This window comes from Azospira inquinata (genome assembly GCF_018905915.1).
GTDB lineage: Bacteria > Pseudomonadota > Gammaproteobacteria > Burkholderiales > Rhodocyclaceae > Azospira > Azospira inquinata.
Genome location: NZ_CP064782.1, coordinates 1,330,093 through 1,349,131, shown reverse-complemented (window position 1 = coordinate 1,349,131; position 19,039 = coordinate 1,330,093). Strand labels below are relative to the sequence as shown.

At 59.3% G+C, this 19,039-nt stretch carries 17 protein-coding genes and 2 rRNA genes; 13 read left to right on the top strand and 6 right to left on the bottom strand.

Going from position 1 to position 19,039, the window contains the following annotated elements:
- Positions 1-166 precede the first annotated feature (166 nt).
- From Azoinq_RS06145 to nifA, 3 genes are all read left to right on the top strand, one after another.
- Positions 167-3,051 (top strand): 23S ribosomal RNA (locus Azoinq_RS06145).
- A gap of 84 nt (positions 3,052-3,135) precedes the next feature.
- Positions 3,136-3,249 (top strand): 5S ribosomal RNA (gene rrf / locus Azoinq_RS06140).
- 527 nt (positions 3,250-3,776) lie between these two features.
- Complete coding sequence (gene nifA / locus Azoinq_RS06135; RefSeq protein WP_216130962.1) at positions 3,777-5,468, top strand: nif-specific transcriptional activator NifA; 1,692 nt, start codon at positions 3,777-3,779, stop codon at positions 5,466-5,468.
- 90 nt (positions 5,469-5,558) lie between these two features.
- On the opposite strand, the gene Azoinq_RS06130 is transcribed toward nifA, so the two are convergent.
- Positions 5,559-5,987 (bottom strand): ArsC/Spx/MgsR family protein, encoded by a 429-nt coding sequence (locus tag Azoinq_RS06130; RefSeq protein ID WP_216130965.1) that lies wholly within the window; start codon positions 5,985-5,987, stop codon positions 5,559-5,561.
- Between the two features lie 24 nt (positions 5,988-6,011).
- Positions 6,012-6,575 (bottom strand): hypothetical protein, encoded by a 564-nt coding sequence (locus Azoinq_RS06125; RefSeq protein ID WP_216130967.1) that lies wholly within the window; start codon positions 6,573-6,575, stop codon positions 6,012-6,014.
- A gap of 309 nt (positions 6,576-6,884) precedes the next feature.
- On the opposite strand from Azoinq_RS06125, the gene nifB reads away from it, so the two are divergent.
- From nifB to Azoinq_RS06090, 6 genes are read left to right on the top strand one after another with little or no spacing between them, the layout of a single operon-like run.
- Entirely contained in the window at positions 6,885-8,378 is a 1,494-nt protein-coding gene (gene nifB, locus Azoinq_RS06120; protein WP_232368575.1) for a nitrogenase cofactor biosynthesis protein NifB, read from the top strand.
- Positions 8,379-8,412: 34 nt separating this feature from the next.
- Positions 8,413-8,628: a 4Fe-4S binding protein gene (locus Azoinq_RS06115; RefSeq protein ID WP_216130970.1), complete on the top strand. Its 216-nt coding sequence runs from the start codon at positions 8,413-8,415 to the stop codon at positions 8,626-8,628.
- 21 nt (positions 8,629-8,649) lie between these two features.
- Positions 8,650-9,054, top strand: coding sequence for a HesB/IscA family protein (locus tag Azoinq_RS06110; RefSeq protein WP_216130973.1), 405 nt, complete (start codon positions 8,650-8,652; stop codon positions 9,052-9,054).
- Positions 9,055-9,058: 4 nt separating this feature from the next.
- On the top strand, positions 9,059-9,553 hold the full coding sequence (gene nifT, locus Azoinq_RS14825; protein ID WP_232368574.1) for a putative nitrogen fixation protein NifT: 495 nt from the start codon (positions 9,059-9,061) through the stop codon (positions 9,551-9,553).
- Positions 9,554-9,564: 11 nt separating this feature from the next.
- Complete coding sequence (locus Azoinq_RS06095; protein WP_216130976.1) at positions 9,565-10,395, top strand: SIR2 family NAD-dependent protein deacylase; 831 nt, start codon at positions 9,565-9,567, stop codon at positions 10,393-10,395.
- 18 nt (positions 10,396-10,413) lie between these two features.
- Positions 10,414-10,836 carry a hypothetical protein gene (locus Azoinq_RS06090; protein ID WP_216130979.1) on the top strand — a complete coding sequence of 141 codons (423 nt, stop codon included), beginning with the start codon at positions 10,414-10,416 and terminating at the stop codon, positions 10,834-10,836.
- A gap of 6 nt (positions 10,837-10,842) precedes the next feature.
- Here the strand turns inward: Azoinq_RS06090 and Azoinq_RS06085 are convergent, their stop codons facing one another.
- From Azoinq_RS06085 to Azoinq_RS06070, 4 genes are all read right to left on the bottom strand, one after another.
- Positions 10,843-11,058: a DUF3820 family protein gene (locus tag Azoinq_RS06085; protein WP_216130982.1), complete on the bottom strand. Its 216-nt coding sequence runs from the start codon at positions 11,056-11,058 to the stop codon at positions 10,843-10,845.
- 3 nt (positions 11,059-11,061) lie between these two features.
- Positions 11,062-11,703, bottom strand: a complete 642-nt coding sequence (locus Azoinq_RS06080) for a protein phosphatase CheZ (protein ID WP_216130985.1) — start codon at positions 11,701-11,703, stop codon at positions 11,062-11,064.
- Between the two features lie 116 nt (positions 11,704-11,819).
- Positions 11,820-12,749 (bottom strand): ADP-ribosyl-[dinitrogen reductase] hydrolase, encoded by a 930-nt coding sequence (gene draG, locus Azoinq_RS06075; protein ID WP_232368573.1) that lies wholly within the window; start codon positions 12,747-12,749, stop codon positions 11,820-11,822.
- A gap of 40 nt (positions 12,750-12,789) precedes the next feature.
- Entirely contained in the window at positions 12,790-13,602 is an 813-nt protein-coding gene (locus Azoinq_RS06070; protein ID WP_216130988.1) for an NAD(+)--dinitrogen-reductase ADP-D-ribosyltransferase, read from the bottom strand.
- Between the two features lie 280 nt (positions 13,603-13,882).
- On the opposite strand from Azoinq_RS06070, the gene nifH reads away from it, so the two are divergent.
- From nifH to Azoinq_RS06050, 4 genes are all read left to right on the top strand, one after another.
- The gene (gene nifH / locus Azoinq_RS06065) at positions 13,883-14,758 is read left to right on the top strand and encodes a nitrogenase iron protein (RefSeq protein WP_216130992.1); all 876 of its coding nucleotides are present in this window, start codon (positions 13,883-13,885) and stop codon (positions 14,756-14,758) included.
- 62 nt (positions 14,759-14,820) lie between these two features.
- Positions 14,821-16,263, top strand: a complete 1,443-nt coding sequence (nifD, locus tag Azoinq_RS06060; RefSeq protein ID WP_216130995.1) for a nitrogenase molybdenum-iron protein alpha chain — start codon at positions 14,821-14,823, stop codon at positions 16,261-16,263.
- 132 nt (positions 16,264-16,395) lie between these two features.
- Positions 16,396-17,916 carry a nitrogenase molybdenum-iron protein subunit beta gene (gene nifK / locus Azoinq_RS06055; RefSeq protein WP_216130998.1) on the top strand — a complete coding sequence of 507 codons (1,521 nt, stop codon included), beginning with the start codon at positions 16,396-16,398 and terminating at the stop codon, positions 17,914-17,916.
- A gap of 66 nt (positions 17,917-17,982) precedes the next feature.
- The gene (locus Azoinq_RS06050) at positions 17,983-18,330 is read left to right on the top strand and encodes a 2Fe-2S iron-sulfur cluster-binding protein (protein ID WP_216131001.1); all 348 of its coding nucleotides are present in this window, start codon (positions 17,983-17,985) and stop codon (positions 18,328-18,330) included.
- Positions 18,331-19,039: the final 709 nt, after the last annotated feature.

The following is a 19,039-nucleotide window of genomic DNA, read 5'->3' as shown; positions in this document are numbered from 1 at the left end:
AGCTTAAATGCTGTTCGTTCTTTAACAAATTGGAGAAAGATGTATCTGGTTGCCGACAACCGAAGACCAGATACAAGTTGTGATTGCATCGTATCGTGTTACAGCTAGCACGATACGCACAAACTGAGTTGCCTATAACGCCTCTTCGGAGGACTTAAAGTTATAGGATCAAGCGACTAAGTGCATGTGGTGGATGCCTTGGCGATCACAGGCGATGAAGGACGCGTAAGCCTGCGAAAAGCTCTGGGGAGCTGGCAATAAAGCTTTGATCCAGAGATATCCGAATGGGGAAACCCACTCCGCAAGGAGTATCCCATACTGAATACATAGGTATGGGAGGCGAACCCGGTGAACTGAAACATCTAAGTAGCCGGAGGAACAGAAATCAACCGAGATTCCCAAAGTAGTGGCGAGCGAACTGGGAACAGCCTGCAAGTTTTAGCTGAAGGGTTAGTGGAAGCATCTGGAAAGTTGCGCCGTAGTGGGTGATAGCCCCGTACGCGACAACCCTTTAGTGGAACTAAGCTTGCGACAAGTAGGGCGGGGCACGTGAAACCCTGTCTGAACATGGGGGGACCATCCTCCAAGGCTAAATACTCGTGATCGACCGATAGTGAACCAGTACCGTGAGGGAAAGGCGAAAAGAACCCCGGGAGGGGAGTGAAATAGATCCTGAAACCGCATGCATACAAACAGTGGGAGCCCCTTCGTGGGGTGACTGCGTACCTTTTGTATAATGGGTCAGCGACTTACGTTATGTTGCGAGCTTAACCGAATAGGGGAGGCGTAGGGAAACCGAGTCTGATAAGGGCGATTAGTAGCATGGCGTAGACCCGAAACCGGATGATCTATCCATGGCCAGGATGAAGGTGCGGTAACACGCACTGGAGGTCCGAACCCACTAACGTTGAAAAGTTAGGGGATGAGCTGTGGATAGGGGTGAAAGGCTAAACAAATCCGGAAATAGCTGGTTCTCTCCGAAAACTATTTAGGTAGTGCCTCAAGTATCACCCACGGGGGTAAAGCACTGTAATGGTTGAAGGGGTCATCGCGACTTACTTCGCCATAGCAAACTCTGAATACCGTGGAGTGCGAGCTTGGGAGACAGACATCGGGTGCTAACGTCCGGTGTCAAGAGGGAAACAACCCAGACCGCCGATTAAGGTCCCAAAGACATAGTTAAGTGGGAAACGAGGTGGGAAGGCTTAGACAGCCAGGAGGTTGGCTTAGAAGCAGCCACCCTTTAAAGAAAGCGTAATAGCTCACTGGTCGAGTCGTCCTGCGCGGAAGATGTAACGGGGCTCAAACTATGCACCGAAATCGCGGATATCTTTTAGATATGGTAGGAGAGCGTTCTGTAGGCCTGCGAAGGTGTCTCGTGAGGGATGCTGGAGGTATCAGAAGTGCGAATGCTGACATGAGTAGCGATAAAGCGGGTGAAAAGCCCGCTCGCCGAAAGCCCAAGGTTTCCTGCGCAACGTTCATCGGCGCAGGGTGAGTCGGCCCCTAAGGCGAGGCTGAGAAGCGTAGTCGATGGGAAACAGGTTAATATTCCTGTACCTCTTTGTAATGCGATGGGGGGACGGAGAAGGTTAGGTCAGCCGGGTGTTGGATGTCCCGGTTTAAGCGTGTAGGCGTGCTTTCTAGGCAAATCCGGAAAGCTTAGCTGAGGCGTGATGACGAGTGGTCTTTGACCGCGAAGTGATTGATACCAAGCTTCCAAGAAAAGCCTCTAAGCTTCAGTTACAAAGAGACCGTACCGCAAACCGACACAGGTGGGCAGGATGAGAATTCTAAGGCGCTTGAGAGAACTCAGGAGAAGGAACTCGGCAAATTAGCACCGTAACTTCGGGATAAGGTGCGCCCCGGTAGAGTGTAGATCCTCGCGATTGAAGCTCGATGGGGTTGCAGTGAAATGGTGGCTGCGACTGTTTAATAAAAACACAGCACTCTGCAAACACGAAAGTGGACGTATAGGGTGTGACGCCTGCCCGGTGCCGGAAGGTTAAGTGATGGGGTGCAAGCTCTTGATCGAAGCCCCGGTAAACGGCGGCCGTAACTATAACGGTCCTAAGGTAGCGAAATTCCTTGTCGGGTAAGTTCCGACCTGCACGAATGGCGTAACGATGGCCACACTGTCTCCTCCTGAGACTCAGCGAAATTGAAATGTTTGTGAAGATGCAATCTCCCCGCGGCTAGACGGAAAGACCCCATGAACCTTTACTGTAGCTTTGCATTGGACTGTGAACCGACCTGTGTAGGATAGGTGGGAGACTGTGAGACCAGGACGCTAGTTCTGGTGGAGTCAACCTTGAAATACCACCCTGGTTTGTTTGCGGTTCTAACCTTGGTCTGTGAATCCAGATCGGGGACCGTGCATGGTAGGCAGTTTGACTGGGGCGGTCTCCTCCCAAAGAGTAACGGAGGAGTACGAAGGTACGCTAGGTACGGTCGGACATCGTGCTAATAGTGCAATGGCATAAGCGTGCTTGACTGCGAGACCCACAAGTCGAGCAGGTGCGAAAGCAGGTCATAGTGATCCGGTGGTTCTGTATGGAAGGGCCATCGCTCAACGGATAAAAGGTACTCTGGGGATAACAGGCTGATACCGCCCAAGAGTTCATATCGACGGCGGTGTTTGGCACCTCGATGTCGGCTCATCTCATCCTGGGGCTGTAGCCGGTCCCAAGGGTATGGCTGTTCGCCATTTAAAGAGGTACGCGAGCTGGGTTTAAAACGTCGTGAGACAGTTTGGTCCCTATCTGCCGTGGGCGTTGGAAGTTTGAGAGGGGCTGCTCCTAGTACGAGAGGACCGGAGTGGACGAACCTCTGGTGTACCGGTTATGACGCCAGTCGTATCGCCGGGTAGCTAAGTTCGGAAGAGATAAACGCTGAAAGCATCTAAGCGTGAAACTCGCCTCAAGATGAGACTTCCCTGGGGATTCAATCCCCCTGTAGGGTCGTGGAAGACCACCACGTTGATAGGTCGGGTGTGGAAGCGCAGTAATGCGTTAAGCTAACCGATACTAATTGCCCGTGAGGCTTGATCCTATAACTTTAAGTAGCAACTCAGCTGCAATCACAACTCTTTCTCCTTTTTGCGTGCCCCGCCCAGCGGAGCACGGACAAGTTACGCTTGGCGGCCATAGCGCTCCGGACCCACCCCTTCCCATCCCGAACAGGACCGTGAAACGGAGTTGCGCCGATGATAGTGCATATCTCTTGTGCGAAAGTAGGTCACCGCCAGGCTCCTCCTCAAAAGCCCCTGCCATTCTCTTGGCGGGGGCTTTTACTTTTGTATCTCCCCTACTCGTTTCTCCTCGCTTTACCTTCCTCCCTCTCCTTGTTTCCTTGCTGCCTAGGCATATCGTCTGCGGGCTCCCGGCCTCCGGTGGGGAAAACTCCCCGCTTCCCCCTCTCTAGCCTTCCCTTCTCTCCGTAGCCTGTGCCTCCTTCCTACTTGCTCCCCCAGCCTCCCCCATAAAAAAACCCGGCTTCCGCCGGGTTCTATTTCTTCCTATTCCTTGGCTTACGCTTTCTTCGCCGTGCTCCGCGCTGCCTTCGCCGTCACGCTCCCCGCTGCCACCCCCCCCCCTCCGTTATCTGCTTGCTCAACTGGATACCCCTGTTCCATCCGGCTTAAAGGGCGTTATTGGATAAAAATCCCTAATACCAGGGATAAATACCCTGGATTGGTGTGGTTCTTGCCTCTCTATAGCCAACTAAAACAAGAAATCGGTGCGGGTAAGTTATCGCAGCGCTCCAGGAGCAAGCAAATGGCAACCGAATTGGCCGATCGCAGTGCGGATCTCGAGCTGGTAACCATCTATGAGATCAGCAAAATCCTGACTGCCTCCCTGGATTTCCAGCGGGCGGTGCGGGAAACCCTCAATGTGATGCTGACCCACCTGGGGATGCAGCACGGGGTGGTTAGCTTGGTGCAAGAAGAGGGCAAGTTGCACGTGGTTGGTGCGGCCGGGGTCCCCTTCGCCGAGGATGAGGACATTGTGCTGGATACGGAGACCGGGGTGGCCGGTCAGATTATCCGTACCGGTTCCCCCATGGTGGTGCCGGACATCACTCGGGATTCCCTCTTCGTCAATCGCACCGGCCGGGATTTGAGCCGCTGTGTGGGAGTGGCCCTCATTGCTGTGCCCATCAAGGATAACCGGGAAATTATCGGCATCCTCAGCGTAGATCGTCCTCCGGATACCCAGGGGCCCATTGGCTTTGACCGGGATGTGCGCCTGCTGACCCTGGTGGCGGGGTTGATGAGCCAAACCCTAAAGCTGCACCGGGCGATTGCGGCGGAGCGGGAACAGCTCATTCTGGATACCCATCGGCTCCAGAAGCAGCTTCAGTCCAACTATGATGTGGAAAACGTCATTGGCCGTTCCCGGCGCATGAAGGAAGTGTTTGCCGACGTGCATCAGGCGGCCCCAGGCAACTCCACCATCCTGTTGCGGGGAGAGTCGGGGACAGGGAAAGAGGCCATTGCCCATGCCATCCATTACCTGTCACCCCGGGCCAAAGGTCCGTTCATCAAGGTGAACTGTGCGGCTCTGCCGGAAACTCTGCTGGAATCCGAGCTGTTTGGTCACGAAAAGGGTGCCTTTACCGGTGCCACTTCGGAGCGCAAGGGCCGCTTTGAAATGGCGGACGGGGGCAGCCTGTTTCTCGACGAAATCGGCGACGTTTCCCCCTCCTTCCAAGCCAAACTACTCCGGGTGTTGCAGGAACACGAATTTGAGCGGGTCGGGGGTAACAAGACCCTGAAAGCCAATTTCCGTCTGGTGGCCGCGACCAACCGGAACTTGGAGGAAATGGTTCAGAAGGGGGACTTCCGGGCCGACCTTTATTTTCGCCTGAACGTGGTGGCCATATTTTTACCGGCCTTACGGGAACGGAAGGAAGATATCCCCCTACTGGTGGATTTTTTCCTGACCCGCTTCAATCGGGAAAATGGGCGCAAGCTGGCCATGAGCCCGGGGGCCCTGGAAATTCTGCTCCAGTGCAATTGGCCGGGAAATGTACGGGAACTGGAAAACTGTGTGGAGCGGGCCGCCACCATGACCCGGGGAGCGGTAATCCGGGAAGTGGATATGCGCTGCCAGAAGGGACAGTGCTTTTCCTCCGTGCTCCTGGAATCCGCCTCCACCCGGGCCTGCCATCCCATTATCGATATGAGCCATGGTGGGCCCGCCGGGGCTCCTTCTTTCCCCACCATGCCCAGCCCACCTCCCATGGGGATGCCGCCGGTGGCGGGGGAAGGGGAAGCGGCAGACGGGGATCTGGAAGTGCTGGAAGGGGAAAACAATCCCCTGTTCATGAGTGAGCGGGACCGGATTGTGGATGCCATGGAAAAGTGTGGCTGGGTCCAGGCTAAAGCGGCCCGAATGCTCAATCTCACGCCCCGTCAGATTGGCTATGCCCTGAAGAAGTACAACATCGAGGTTAAGCGGCTATAAGCCCCATAGAAAAAGGGGGCGCTTTCCGGCGCCCCCTTTTCTCGTAGACCAACCTCTAACCCGACTAGGCATGGTCGGAAGAGCAGTCCTTTAGGGTTCAGGCTCAGGACACGGGGTATGGGCGTGGCCCTTCATACAGCTGGCGATATCTTCCGGCACCGCCTGGTCACCAAGACCGACCCAGGCGGCTACCTCTGCACCATCGAAGCCGCTGCGCCGCTCCTCCCCCACCTGCATCAGGGGACGGCGGACGAGCAGAGGCTCCCGTACCATCAGGGCCAGGGCTTCCTCCGGAGAAAAGCTGGCCGGATCGATTTCCCCGCTTTTCACCTTGGGCGAGGAAAGATTAAACCAGTCCTTAACCGGCTTGGTGCCGAAGAAGGGCCGCAAGGTGGCCGCCGTCCAGGGATGGGTGAGCAGGTTGCGCACCTCCAGTTGGTGGCCGGCTGCGGTGAGCAGGGCTTTTTGTCGCGCATTGCCGCCGCAACCGGGTTTTTCGTAAAACACCACCAGGGCCATGGCCCGTTCTCCTTAACGAGTGATTTAAACCGGACGGTTTTCCGCCACCTTCACCGGCCCCATTTCCGCCAGGGCTTGGCTGTAGGGGATTTCGGGCAGCTTGCCGTTATAGGCCAGGGCAGCATCCACCACCGCATCCACCTTGGCTTCCGGGGACAGGCGCTTCAGGTCGCTCCGTTCCAGGTAGAGCAGATCCAGGGTTTCATTCCACACCGTGGCTTCGTCCAGGGGCAGCACATGCCAGGGGATGCCCTTGACCTCCACCTTGTACTTCTTGGAGAAATCCACGTTACCAGCAAAGAGGAAGTACTTTCCCTCCGAGTTGAGGCCGTCCCCCAGGGTGTCCATGATCAGGTCCAGCTCGGCCAGGGAATCCACGTGGGCCGCGAAAAATACCAGCTTATCGCCCTCGGCGGCCAAGATCACCTGGTCGGCCTTAACCAGGGGAGGACGGGCTTCCCCGGCCATGCTTTCCGGGAATTTCAAGCCCAGCTCGCCCCGGAAGCCGAAGCGATTGGACTTGCCGGTGGGACCGTTGAAGGTGGGGGACAACAGCTTGCCTGCCAGTGCGGTAAAGAGTTGGGTCATGATGGCCTCGTAGAAAGAAAAAGGAACGTTTCTGTTCCCCATTTGCGAGAATTGTGCCAATCCGGCCAATTGGCTTAAAAGCCAGGAAGGACGGCCATTTCCGGCCTTTCCTTGAAAAGCGGGGGGCGGCCGGGCCTTTGTCAGCTTCGATACAGGGACGTCGTAAGCACGACACAGGGGAATCCGCCGGGAAGCGCTCGTCAATTCATTGATAAATAAGGAATTAACAAGAGAAAATTGGCCCTGGCACATGGGTTGCTCTAAGGAAAGCAAGCCGCGCAGTGGCGTGGCATGTTTATGGAGCCGACCATGCCGGAAAACCGTCTGGAAGCAGAACCCGGGGCCCGCCCGATGCGGGTGATTCCCATCGCCGCCAGCAGCCCCGCCACCAGCGGGGGATGCAGCTCCGGAAGCTGTGGCTCCCAGGAAGGTGCCGGGACGCTCCCCGAGCATATCTGGGCCAAGATCAAGGACCACCCCTGCTACAGCACGGAGGCCCATCACCATTACGCTCGTATGCACGTAGCGGTGGCCCCGGCCTGCAACATTCAATGCCACTACTGCAACCGGAAATACGACTGTTCCAATGAAAGCCGCCCCGGGGTGGTCAGCGAAAAGCTGACGCCGGACCAGGCCGCGAAAAAGGTGTTGGCCGTGGCCGCCGAAATTCCCCAGCTCTCCGTGGTGGGCATTGCCGGCCCGGGGGATGCCCTGGCTAATCCGGCCAAGACCTTCCGCACCTTTGAGCTGATCCAGGCCACGGCGCCGGACATCAAGCTCTGTCTTTCCACCAACGGCCTGGCCCTGCCGGACTACGTGGAAACCATCAAGCGCTTTAACGTGGATCACGTCACCATCACCATCAACATGGTGGACCCGGAAGTGGGCGCCAAGATTTACCCCTGGATTTTCTACAACCACAAGCGCTACCACGGCGTGGAAGCGGCCCGCATCCTCCACGAACGGCAAATGCTGGGCCTGGAAATGCTGGTAAAAGCGGACATCTTGGTGAAGGTGAATTCGGTCCTCATCCCCGGCATCAATGATGAGCACCTGAAAGAGGTGAACCGGGTGGTGAAGTCCAAGGGGGCTTTCCTGCACAACATCATGCCCCTCATTTCCGACCCGGCCCATGGCACCTATTACGGCCTGAACGGCCAGCGGGGCCCCACGCCCCAGGAATTGCAGGCCCTTCAGGATTCTCTGGAAGGGGATATGCGCCTCATGCGCCACTGCCGCCAGTGCCGGGCCGACGCCGTGGGGATGCTGGGGGAAGACCGGAGCCAGGAATTCACCACGGACAAGCTGGAAACCCGTACCGTGCAGTACGATCCGGCCGCCCGGGAGGCTTATCGGGCCTACGTGGAAAAAGAAAGGGCCGATCAGCAGGCAGCGGAAGCTCGCCAACAACTTCAGGCCGTGGTGGGCGATGCCCGGGCTCTGGTGGCCGTGGCTACCAAGGGGGGCGGGCGCATCAACCAGCACTTTGGCCACGCCAGCGAATTCCAGATTTATGAAGCTTCCGCCGCCGGGGTGCGCTTCATCGGCCACCGCAAGGTGGACCACTACTGTGCCGGGGGCTACGAGGAAGAGGAAGCCATGCCTTCCATTCTGGATTCCCTCAAGGATTGCGCCGCCGTACTGGTGGCCAAGATCGGCCATTGCCCCATGAAAGAGCTGGAAGAAGCGGGCATTGAGCCGGTCCAGGACTTCGCCCACGAATACATCGAAGCGTCCATTCTCGCCTGGTTCCAACGCCATCTGGCGGCCAAGGCCGGGGATAAGGGACGCCAAGCCGCCTAATTCTTACAACGTCAGCCAACGACAGGAGATCATCATGGCCTACAAAATCAACGCTTCCGCTTGCACCGCGTGTGCCGCCTGCGAATCCGAATGCCCGAACGACGCCATCTACGAAAAGAACGGCCTGTTCGCCATCAAAGCCGACAAGTGCACCGAGTGCATCGGCCACTACGACGATCCCCAATGTCTGGCCGCCTGCCCGGCGGACTGCATTGTGGTGGACAAGAGCGTGCCCCGTTACCAAGCCTAAGCCCTTTTCTAGGAGCGAGCCATGTGCGTAACCATCACACCCCGTGCGGCCAAATACATGCGCCGGATGGTGCGTTTCGGTGAAGGCTCCGCCGCCGCCGGCTTTCGCCTTACGGTGAAGCCCGGCGGCTGTTCCGGCCTGGATTCTTCCTTTACCGTGGAAGAGCAGCCCCAGGCCGGGGACACCATCATCGAGCAAAACGGCGCCCTGCTTTTTCTCACCCCGGAATCCTGCAACCTGCTCACCGGCTGCACCATTGATTTTCGGGAAAGCGCCACCGTCGGCGGACTGGTTTTCGACAATCCGGCGGCCCCCCATGTTTGCGGCTGTGGCGCCACTTCTGGCGGTGCTCCCGGGGTGGGCGTAGTGACCTTCATGAAGCGGGAAGCCGCTCCCACCGGTACCTGCAACCAGACCAAGGGGTAAGCCCATGTTTGCCCGGGACAGCGATATCGTGGAATTGGACGGTCCCCCCGCCTACACCTACGGGGAAAAGGTCCGGGCTCGGCGCCATATTCGTAACGATGGCACCTACCCGGGCCGGGAGATCGGCGAAGTACTGGTGAAGAAGGGGGATGTGGGCTACGTCGCCAGCATCGGCTCCTTCCTGCAACAGTTTTACATCTACGGCGTGGACTTTGTGGACCGGGGTTGCCTGGTCGGCATGAAGGGACGCGAAATCGAATCGTTGGACATCACAGGAGAGGGCATCGTGAAAATCACCCTGCGCAAGGATAAGAACGGCAATCTGTCGGTTTACGTGCCCAAAAAGGATTTGGAACAGGACGTGGTGGCCACGGAAAAGGCGACCCTCTGGGGCGGTGTGATCACCCTGGGTAACGGCTGGCGTTTGGCTCTGCCGGACATGGCGGAAACCACCCCGATGCCCGTCACCGTGGAAGCCCGTAAGCTAGAAGAAGCCTGAGGGGGAACGCCATGAGCGACGCCCTGCTGACGACGCTGGCCGAAGGCCTGAAAAGTGGGGCCCTGGCCCCCTACCTGGGGCCCGAGGCCCTGCTGCTGGCGCCGGACAACCAAAGCCTGCCCATTGCGCCGGAAGCCCTGGCCACCTTTCTCTCCAAACGGGCCACGGTGCCTTCCCGCATTCGGCGTAACCCCACGGCGGCGGCCCAGTACATTGAGAACTTCCGCCACCGTAAAACCCTGAAAAAGCTCATGCTGGAAGCCTACGCCACCCCGGCGGAGCCCCCTGAGCTGTACCGGTTGCTGGCCCGTCTGGCGCCGCCCCTGATGGTGGATACCAATTACGACAGCGCCCTGCCCACGGTTTTGGGTGGGGATGATTGGGGCCAGATCCAAGGGGTGAGCCGGGCCGAGGTAAGGGATAGCTGGTACCGGTGCTATGGCCCGGACGGGGCGACCCTGCCGGAAAGCGCCCTGGAAAGCCGTCATACCGTGCTCTACAAGCCCCTGGGATCGGTGCAGCCGGAAGGTAATTTCATCATTTCCGATTCGGATTTTGTCGAAGTACTGACGGAAATCGACATCCAGACCCCTATCCCCACCACGGTGCAGGAGCGGCGCAGTCACTGTGGTTTCCTCTTCCTCGGCTGCCGTTTTCGGGATCAGCTGTCCCGTAGCTACGCCCGTCAGGTGATGAAGCGTTCCGCCGGGCCCCATTACGCGGTGCTGCCCGAAGGGGAGCTCACCAAGAACGAGCTGCGCTTTATTCGGGAGCAGGGCATTCGGGTGGTGGATCAGCCCCTGGATCAGGTGGTGAGCGGTTTGAGTGCGGTCCTGGCCTGACCGCTGAGGACCCGGTCCGTGGATTTCGTCCATTTTCGCGACCGCCGGGGGCGTCCGGGCCTGTGTGGCCTCTCCCTCATCCCCGGGATGGAGCCGGACAGCTGGATGGTGGTTTGCCATGAGCTTCCGGAAAACCCGGGGGTGTCCATGGCCTGGGCCATGGACCGGGTGATTGCCGCCGCCCTGGCCCAGCAGGCGGAACGCCTGGCCGCCCTACCGTTTCACCGCCTGCGGTGGATCGAGCGCTATTACGGTCTGGAAGACGGGGTGCCGGAAATCCTGGCGGAAACCCTGGCGGACATCCACCCCGGGGCCGAGGGCTGGGAAGTGGTGCTACGGGATGGAGTGGAGGCGGGGAGCGATCTGCGTCGCCATGTGCGCCGGGAACTGGCCCGGCTGGGGGATGACGGGGAAATGGGGAGTTGTTTCCAGATCGCCTGAAGGGCCCTAGCTGCCCCGGCGCAGGGGCAGGAGCAGGGATTTCAAGCCGTTGTGGTCGATTTCCTGCATGAGGGCCAGAAGTCGGCCGATTTCCCCGGGGGGAAAACCTTCCCGGGCGAACCAGTTAAGGTAATTGCCGGGCAGGTCGGCGATGACCCGCCCTTTGTACTTGCCGAAGGGCATGGCTAGGCGTACCAGCTTTTCCAGGTCTTCCGTCTGCACAGCCTAAAACCCCAGGCTGTCGAGAAAACTGTCCACCTCCGCCTGGGAGCCCAGGGCTTGCTGGGTTTCCTTTTCCGACGCCATGGCCGGGCCATTGAGCAGGGGGCTGGCTCCCGTTTCCGTCTTGGCGGGCTTGGCCAAATCCTTGGGTGCCGTGCGGGCCAGGATGGACAGTAGCTGGCTTTCCATGTCCTGGGCCAGATCCACAATTTTCTTGATGACCTGGCCGGTCACATCCTGGAATTCCTGGGCCATGACAATTTCCGTGAGCTGGGCCTTGTTGTTGGCCGCTTCCTGGTCCAATTGGGCAAAAAAGCCCCGGGTCTGGGCCAGGGCATCCCGCCAGGGAGCCGGCAACTGGTCTCCGTCGCCGCATTGGGCCCAGGCCTTTTCCAGGGCCGCCAGCCGGGTCTGCATCTGATCCTGGCTGGGGCTGATGGCATCCACCGCATTGAGCACCCGGGATACGGCCTGCTCGGTCATGGTCAAAACGTAGTTGAGGCGCTCCCGGGTATCCGGGATTTCGGCCACGGTCTTTTCCAGGGTGTTGTCCTGCCCCAGGTCGCCCAGGGTTTTGTGCAGGTTTCGGGTCATTTTCCCGAGCTGGTTGAAGACTTCGTGTTGGGTGTTGTCGGCGTGGGCCATGGGCGAGGGGAAAAATGAAATAAGCGTAACCATACCCCATTGGCCGGGGGCCGGGGAATGGGGCGGAGGGGCCAGGGGCGGGCCTAGGCGGCCTTAACCCCGGCTCCCGGGGGGCCTTAGCTCTTGTTTTTCGGCCCGGTGGCCCGGGACCAGGCCAGGGCCAGCAGTCCGTCCACCTGACTGCCGATATGGGCCTGCACCGGCCGGTCCAGGCGCCGCATCCAGCGGTAAGGCAGGGCTTCTTCCCCGTAGTAGGCCCCGGCCAGCATGCCGGCGATGGCCCCGTTGGTGTCCGCATCCCCTCCCAGATTGACCGTTTCCACCAGGCATTCTTCCAGGCTGTCCGTATTAAAGAAACAATGGCAGACGGTTTGCAGGGTATCCACCACATAGCCGGTGCAGCGCTTGGGGTAGGGATCGAAGCGGAAATTTCGGTGCCCGGCCACTAGGGCGTCCGCAATGGACCGGGCCTTAGTCTTGCCTTCCCCGAGCAGCAGGGCCCGGGTCATGCAGCCCAGGGTCAGGGTGGCCAGGTCAGACAGGGGATGGTTGTGGGTGAAATGGGCCTGGGCCAGGGTCCAGCGGGCAAAGGCATCATCGTCCCCCAGGCTGGCCAGGATGACGGGCAGATTGCGCATGGCCGCCCCGTTGCCCGCATCCCCGTCGCTGTAGGGGGATTCCAGGGTGCCGTGGCGCATATAACGGGTAATGCCCCGACGGCAGGTGTTGCCTACGTCGATGGGCTTGGTTTTGAGCCAGGCGAGAAAGTGGTCGGCGATGCAGGGCAGATCCCAGTCCCCTTTTTCCACCAGGGCATCCCCCAGGGCCAGGCTCATCTGGGTGTCGTCCGTGATCTGGCCCGGTTTCAGGCGCAGCCAGCCGCCTCCTACCAGATGGCGGTGTACCCCGTATTGGGCGCGGATTTCCCCGGCGGTGAGGAATTCCACCGTGGCCCCCAGGGCGTCGCCGCAGGCAAAGGCCAGGTAGGCGCCCCGGGCCCGGCGCAGCAGATCGTCCGCCTTTTTCCGGCGACTGGTCAGAAACACGACATTTCTCCTTAGCGGTCCGGTTTGGGCCGAGCCGCCTTTAAAAATAGGTCATCCGCACCCGGTAATCCCCCCCCAGCACCAGATGTTCTCCTTCCCCGCTGAGAAAGGCTCCGGGGAGGAGTCCGTGGAAAAACAGCACCTTCACCCGGGGCACCTGGACTTCCAGGATGGTGTCGCCAAACTGATCCGCCACCTCCCGGCTTTCGGAAAAGGAGACCAGATTGTTCTGGCGCACGATGGCTTCCCGCTTGCTGACCCGCTCAATGATCTGGTGTTCTTCCAGGTCATTCACGCCCCGGTAAAGGGTCAGGTGCTGGCGCCCGGGCAGCCAGTAGTGCTCCATCATCCATTGGCCGAATTCATACAAAAGGTCCAGCTGGAGGTGGATGGAATTGTTGTGATAGCGGCCATTCATCTTTTCTTCCACATAGGCCATCCAGGCGGCGGAAGGGTAGTGGCCCAGGGCCTCCTTGTGGAAGGTGGGCATGAGACCGAAGCGGCTTTCCACCCAGCCTTTCAGCACCGCCCCCTGGGGCCCGTTGGCGTCGAAGCCCCAGCCCTGGAGCAGGAGCCGGTAGCTGGAGCGGAAGCGGTGGGGCACCAGGGGCCGGCCCGGGGCGGCGGGTTGAATGCCGAACACCGCCATCATGTACTTCTCGAAAGCCTCTGCCCCCTCGTCCCGACAGGTGGCGTCTTCCAACATACGGAAGAGGGCCGGGTTGGTCTCCCGAACCCCGGCAATGTGCAGGGGCTGGGGATAGTCGTTAAAGGCGGCGCTGGCCAGCAGCCCGGTGGGCAATCCCACTAGGTTGGTGCTGTGACCGACAGGAAATTGGGAAATGGCGTCCATTGCCATTCCATAAGCAACATTTATTCCTCAGGTGGGGAATGGGGCCCTGGCGCCTTTTGTCGCAAAGGAAACCAGGGTTGCCTATGCGGTCTTTACGACATGGCATTTCGGCCATTGTCGTTTTCACAACACGTGTAAAAACCCTGGGGGTATCTAAATTAATTCAATAAAAACAATGACGTAATGAATGTTTTTAGGGTTGGCACAGCCCTTGCGATAAGGAGGTCGAGCCTGGCACCGCCGGGAATAGTTTGTGACTTCAACCATCGAGGGGAATGAAATGAGTGACCTGCGTCAAATCGCCTTCTACGGCAAGGGTGGCATCGGTAAGTCCACCACCTCCCAAAATACCCTGGCGGCCCTGGCGGAAATGGGCCAAAAGATCCTCATCGTCGGCTGCGACCCCAAGGCCGACTCCACCCGTCTGATTCTTCACGCCAAGGCCCAGGACACGGTGCTGTCCCTGGCCGCTGACGCCGGTTCCGTGGAAGACCTGGAACTGGAAGACGTGCTCAAGGTGGGTTACCGGGACATCCGCTGCGTGGAATCTGGCGGTCCGGAACCTGGCGTGGGCTGCGCTGGTCGGGGCGTGATCACGGCCATCAACTTCCTGGAAGAAAACGGCGCCTACGAAGGCGTGGATTACGTCTCCTACGACGTGCTGGGTGACGTGGTATGCGGCGGTTTCGCCATGCCCATCCGGGAAAACAAGGCCCAGGAAATCTACATCGTTATGTCCGGGGAAATGATGGCCATGTACGCGGCCAACAACATTTCCAAGGGCATTCTGAAGTACGCCAACGCCGGTGGCGTGCGGCTGGGCGGTCTGATCTGCAACGAACGTAAGACCGACAAGGAATACGAACTGGCGGACGCTCTGGCCAAGAAGCTGGGCACCAGACTGATCCACTTCGTGCCCCGTAACAACGTGGTGCAACACGCGGAACTGCGCCGTATGACCGTGCTGGAATACGACCCGGAATGCTCCCAGGCCGCCGAATACCGGACCCTGGCTCAGAAGGTCCATGCCAACAAGGGCAACGGCGTGATCCCCACCCCCATCTCCATGGACGAACTGGAAGACCTGCTGCTGGAATTCGGCATCATGCAACGGGACGACGAATCCGTCGTCGGCAAGGCCAAGAGCGCCGCCTAATCCCCCGGGGGGCGGGCTCTTGGCGCCGCCCCCGCAGGCTACACAGCATTTAGGAGAATCACATGAGTGCGGTACTCGACGATAAAACGCGCAATCAAGCGCTGATCCAGGAAGTCCTGGAAGCCTACCCGGAAAAGGCGGCGAAAAAGCGGGCCAAGCACCTCAACGTCTATGAGGAAGGCAAGCCCGACTGCGGCGTCAAATCCAACATCAAGTCCCTGCCCGGGGTGATGACCATCCGGGGCTGCGCCTACGCCGGTTCCAAGGGCGTGGTGTGGGGCCCGATCAAGGATATGGTGCACATCTCCCACGGTCCCGTGGGTTGCGGCCAGTATTCCTGGGGCACCCGGCGCAATTACGCCTCCGGCACCACCGGGGTGGATAACTTCATCGTCCTGCAAGTCACCTCCGACTTCCAGGAAAAGGACATCGTGTTCGGCGGCGACAAGAAGCTGGACAAGGTGATCGATGAAATCAACCAGCTCTTCCCCCTGTCCAACGGTATTTCCATCCAATCCGAATGTCCCATCGGCCTGATCGGTGACGACATCGAAGCGGTGGCCAAGCGTAAGGGTAAGGAAAGCAACAAGACCATCGTGCCCGTGCGCTGCGAAGGTTTCCGGGGGGTTTCCCAATCCCTGGGTCACCACATCGCCAACGACATGGTGCGGGACTGGGTCCTGGACAAGGCGGACAACAAGGCCTTCGAACCCGGCCCCTACGATGTGGCCATCATCGGTGACTACAACATCGGCGGTGACGCCTGGTCTTCCCGCATCCTGCTGGAACAGCTGGGCCTGCGCGTGGTCGCCCAGTGGTCCGGGGACGGTTCCCTGAAGGAAATGGAAAAGACCCCCAAGGTGAAGCTCAACCTGCTCCACTGCTACCGGTCCATGAACTACATCAGCCGGCACATGGAAGAGAAGTACGGGATTCCTTGGGTGGAATACAACTTCTTCGGACCCACCAAGATCGCTGCCTCCCTGCGGGAAATCGCTTCCCACTTCGACGACAAGATCAAGGAAAACGCGGAAAAGCTCATCGCCCAGTATCAACCCCTGGTGGATGGGGTGATCGCCAAGTACAAGCCCCGTCTGGACGGCAAGAAGGTCATGCTCTACGTGGGCGGTCTGCGTCCCCGTCACGTGGTGGGCGCCTACGAAGATCTGGGTATGGAAGTGGTGGGGGCCGGTTACGAATTCGCCCACGGCGATGACTACCAGCGTACCACCCACTACGTCAAAGACGGCACCCTGATCTATGACGACGTGAATGGCTTCGAACTGGAAAAGTTCGTGGAAAAAATCCGTCCCGATCTGGTGGGTTCCGGGGTCAAGGAAAAGTACATCTTCCAGAAAATGGGTGTGCCCTTCCGGCAAATGCACTCCTGGGACTATTCCGGTCCGTACCACGGCTATGACGGCTTCGCCATCTTCGCTCGGGATATGGACATGGCCATCAACAGCCCGGTCTGGTCCATGACCAAGGCGCCCTGGAAGAAATAAGCCCGGCCGCCCGCAGCACCCAGTCCGCCCTTCATGCCCGCCGCTTGGCAGCGCCGGGTTAGGAAGCGGTCGGAAACTTGAAGCGCCATTGGTGCGGGGATGACCGCCCGGGGCGTAAAAAGGAGATTCAAAATGCCGCAATCCGCTGACAAAGTGCTCGACCACAACGAGCTGTTTAAGCAGCCCGAGTATCAGGACCTGATGGCCCGGAAAAAGGCCTTCGAAGAGGCTCCCTGCGCCGACAAGGTGAAGGAAACCGAAGCCTGGACCAAGTCCTGGGAATACCGGGAAATCAATTTCAAGCGGGAAGCCCTGACCGTCAATCCGGCCAAGGCCTGCCAGCCCCTGGGCGCCGTGCTGTGCGCCTCCGGCTTTGAAGGCACCCTGCCCTATGTGCATGGTTCCCAAGGCTGCGTGGCCTACTTCCGCTCCCACTTCAACCGCCACTTCAAAGAACCTTCCTCCTGCGTTTCCGACTCCATGACGGAAGACGCGGCCGTGTTCGGCGGCATGAACAACATGGTGGACGGTCTGGCCAACGCCTACGCCCTCTACAAGCCCAAGATGATTGCCGTGTCCACCACCTGCATGGCGGAAGTGATCGGCGATGACTTGGACGCCTTCATCAAGACCGCCAAGCAAAAGGGTTCCATCCCGGAAGAATTCCGGGTGCCCTTCGCCCACACCCCTTCCTTCGTGGGCAGCCACATCACCGGTTACGACAACATGCTCAAGGGCATGCTGACCAACCTGTGGGCCGGTCAGGAACGGAAGGAAAGCAACGCCATCAACGTCAATGGGGGCTTTGACGGCTACTGCGTGGGCAACAATCGGGAAATCAAGCGCATGCTGAGCATGATGGGCGTGGATTTCACCCTGCTCTCCGATCCTTCCGATGTGTTCGATACCCCGGCGGATGGGGAATTCCGCATGTACGACGGGGGTACCACCATCGAAGCGGGTAAGGCGGCCATTAACGCCAAGGCCACCTTCCTGCTGCAAGGCTTCTGCACCGCCAAGACCGGGGAATTCATCAAGACGGCGGGCCAGGAAGTGGTGGCCCTGCACAACCCCATCGGGGTGACGGCTACGGACGCCTTCCTTATGGAAGTGTCCCGGGTCACCGGCAAGCCCATCCCTGAATCCTTGGAAAAGGAACGGGGCCGGCTGGTGGATGCCATCGCCGACTCCCAGGCCTATCTCCACGGCAAGACCTTCTCCCTGTTCGGCGATCCGGACATGGTCTACGGTCTGGTGAGCTTCCTCCTGGAAGTGGGGGCCGAGCCCAAGCACATCGTGGTGACCAATTCCACCAAGGAATTTGATGCCGCCCTGAATGCCCTGCTGGAAGCCAGCCCCTTCGGCAAGGAAGCCAAGCTCTACGCTGGCAAGGATCTGTGGCACCTCCGTTCCCTGATGGCCACGGAACCCACGGACTTCCTCATCGGTTCCTCCCACGGCAAGTTCCTGGAACGGGATACGGGGGTGCCTCTGATCCGTATCGGCTTCCCCATCTTCGATCGGCACCATCATCACCGCTTCCCCATCTGGGGCTACCAAGGCGGCCTGAATGTGCTGGTGAAGATTCTGGACAAGATCTTCGACGTGCTGGACCAAGATACCAAGGGCCTCAGCTTCGACGTGGTGCGCTAACCCCCAGCCCCGCCCCCATGCCCCCTTTGGGGGGGCCGGGCGGGGCTTTTTTATGCGGAGTCTTCCATGCCCAACGTAACCTTCATTTCCCCGAAACTGAAAAAAGACGTCACCGTTTATGCGGTCACCGGTTCCCGGGGCACCCTGTTGCAATTGGCCAAGGACCATAAGCTGCCCATTGACTTTGAGTGTCAGGAAGGCAATTGCGGCTCCTGTGCGGTTCAGGTCATGCCCCTGGGACACAAGCCGCCCCTGGCCACCCACCTGACGGAAAAGGAAAAGGTGGCCCTGGTTCTGGCGGGCAAGATCAAAAAAAGCGATCTGGCCGATCTGGAAGTGAAAGATGTGGCCCCGGTGTGGCGTCTGGCCTGCCAGTACATGCTTCTGGATGAAGATATTGCGGTGAAGTTCTAGGTCGGAGGCTTCGGGGGGCAGTGCCGCCACCGGGGGAAGCCTTCCCTCAGCCTTAAAGGGCGCTCCCGCTGGGGCGCCCTTTTTCTATCCGTTAGTCGGGCCGGTGGCTGGGAATCTGACTGGATGGGGCTGGTTCCTATGCGACAAATTTGTGGGTTTTCCCCCCAAAAATGTTCCGGCCGCGCCATCCGCCCTGTTCCTCAAAGGGGCGGGTTGTTTTTGATATCGCCATGATTTAAAGCGATTTTTGAGAATTTCGAGGAGCTGGCACGACATTCGCTAAATAGGGTTACCAAGTCTGACGAGCCGGATTCATGACGGCCGGCCCGCCAGGTATGGGAGTAGTGATGGTTTCGACGTCGTGCGGTGACGTTGGCCCCCCGGCCTTAGCCGGTTGGGGGGTCTCTTTTCCCCCATCGCAGGGGAATTGCCGCCCCGTTTGAGCCCCCAAGAATTTCGGAGGTCTGCCCGTCAGGCCCCCTGTACCAGTGTCGCACCGGTGTGTGGGTGACTCTCTCCCAGCCTACGCACTCCCCCCAATAGAGAAACTCCCTTTCTCTATCCATAAGAAAAGGCCGGCGGCCCGGGTTTCCGGGCCGCCCGAGCCTTACTCCGCTCCGCCCTTCCCCCCTGTGACAAAGCCCCCCTGGATGTGTCGCCTCCCTGACATTGATCGGGCCCGGTAGCTCCTGAGATTTTATGGAAACCA

Excerpts from the sequence above, each read along its gene's own strand:
- nifA (WP_216130962.1), top strand. The coding sequence starts at position 3,777 with ATGGCAACCGAATTGGCCGATCGCAGTGCGGATCTCGAGCTGGTAACC.
- Azoinq_RS06130 (WP_216130965.1), bottom strand. The coding sequence starts at position 5,987 with ATGGCCCTGGTGGTGTTTTACGAAAAACCCGGTTGCGGCGGCAATGCG.
- Azoinq_RS06125 (WP_216130967.1), bottom strand. The coding sequence starts at position 6,575 with ATGACCCAACTCTTTACCGCACTGGCAGGCAAGCTGTTGTCCCCCACC.
- nifB (WP_232368575.1), top strand. The coding sequence starts at position 6,885 with ATGCCGGAAAACCGTCTGGAAGCAGAACCCGGGGCCCGCCCGATGCGG.
- Azoinq_RS06115 (WP_216130970.1), top strand. The coding sequence starts at position 8,413 with ATGGCCTACAAAATCAACGCTTCCGCTTGCACCGCGTGTGCCGCCTGC.
- Azoinq_RS06110 (WP_216130973.1), top strand. The coding sequence starts at position 8,650 with ATGTGCGTAACCATCACACCCCGTGCGGCCAAATACATGCGCCGGATG.
- nifT (WP_232368574.1), top strand. The coding sequence starts at position 9,059 with ATGTTTGCCCGGGACAGCGATATCGTGGAATTGGACGGTCCCCCCGCC.
- Azoinq_RS06095 (WP_216130976.1), top strand. The coding sequence starts at position 9,565 with ATGAGCGACGCCCTGCTGACGACGCTGGCCGAAGGCCTGAAAAGTGGG.
- Azoinq_RS06080 (WP_216130985.1), bottom strand. The coding sequence starts at position 11,703 with ATGGCCCACGCCGACAACACCCAACACGAAGTCTTCAACCAGCTCGGG.
- Azoinq_RS06070 (WP_216130988.1), bottom strand. The coding sequence starts at position 13,602 with ATGGACGCCATTTCCCAATTTCCTGTCGGTCACAGCACCAACCTAGTG.
- nifH (WP_216130992.1), top strand. The coding sequence starts at position 13,883 with ATGAGTGACCTGCGTCAAATCGCCTTCTACGGCAAGGGTGGCATCGGT.
- nifD (WP_216130995.1), top strand. The coding sequence starts at position 14,821 with ATGAGTGCGGTACTCGACGATAAAACGCGCAATCAAGCGCTGATCCAG.
- nifK (WP_216130998.1), top strand. The coding sequence starts at position 16,396 with ATGCCGCAATCCGCTGACAAAGTGCTCGACCACAACGAGCTGTTTAAG.
- Azoinq_RS06050 (WP_216131001.1), top strand. The coding sequence starts at position 17,983 with ATGCCCAACGTAACCTTCATTTCCCCGAAACTGAAAAAAGACGTCACC.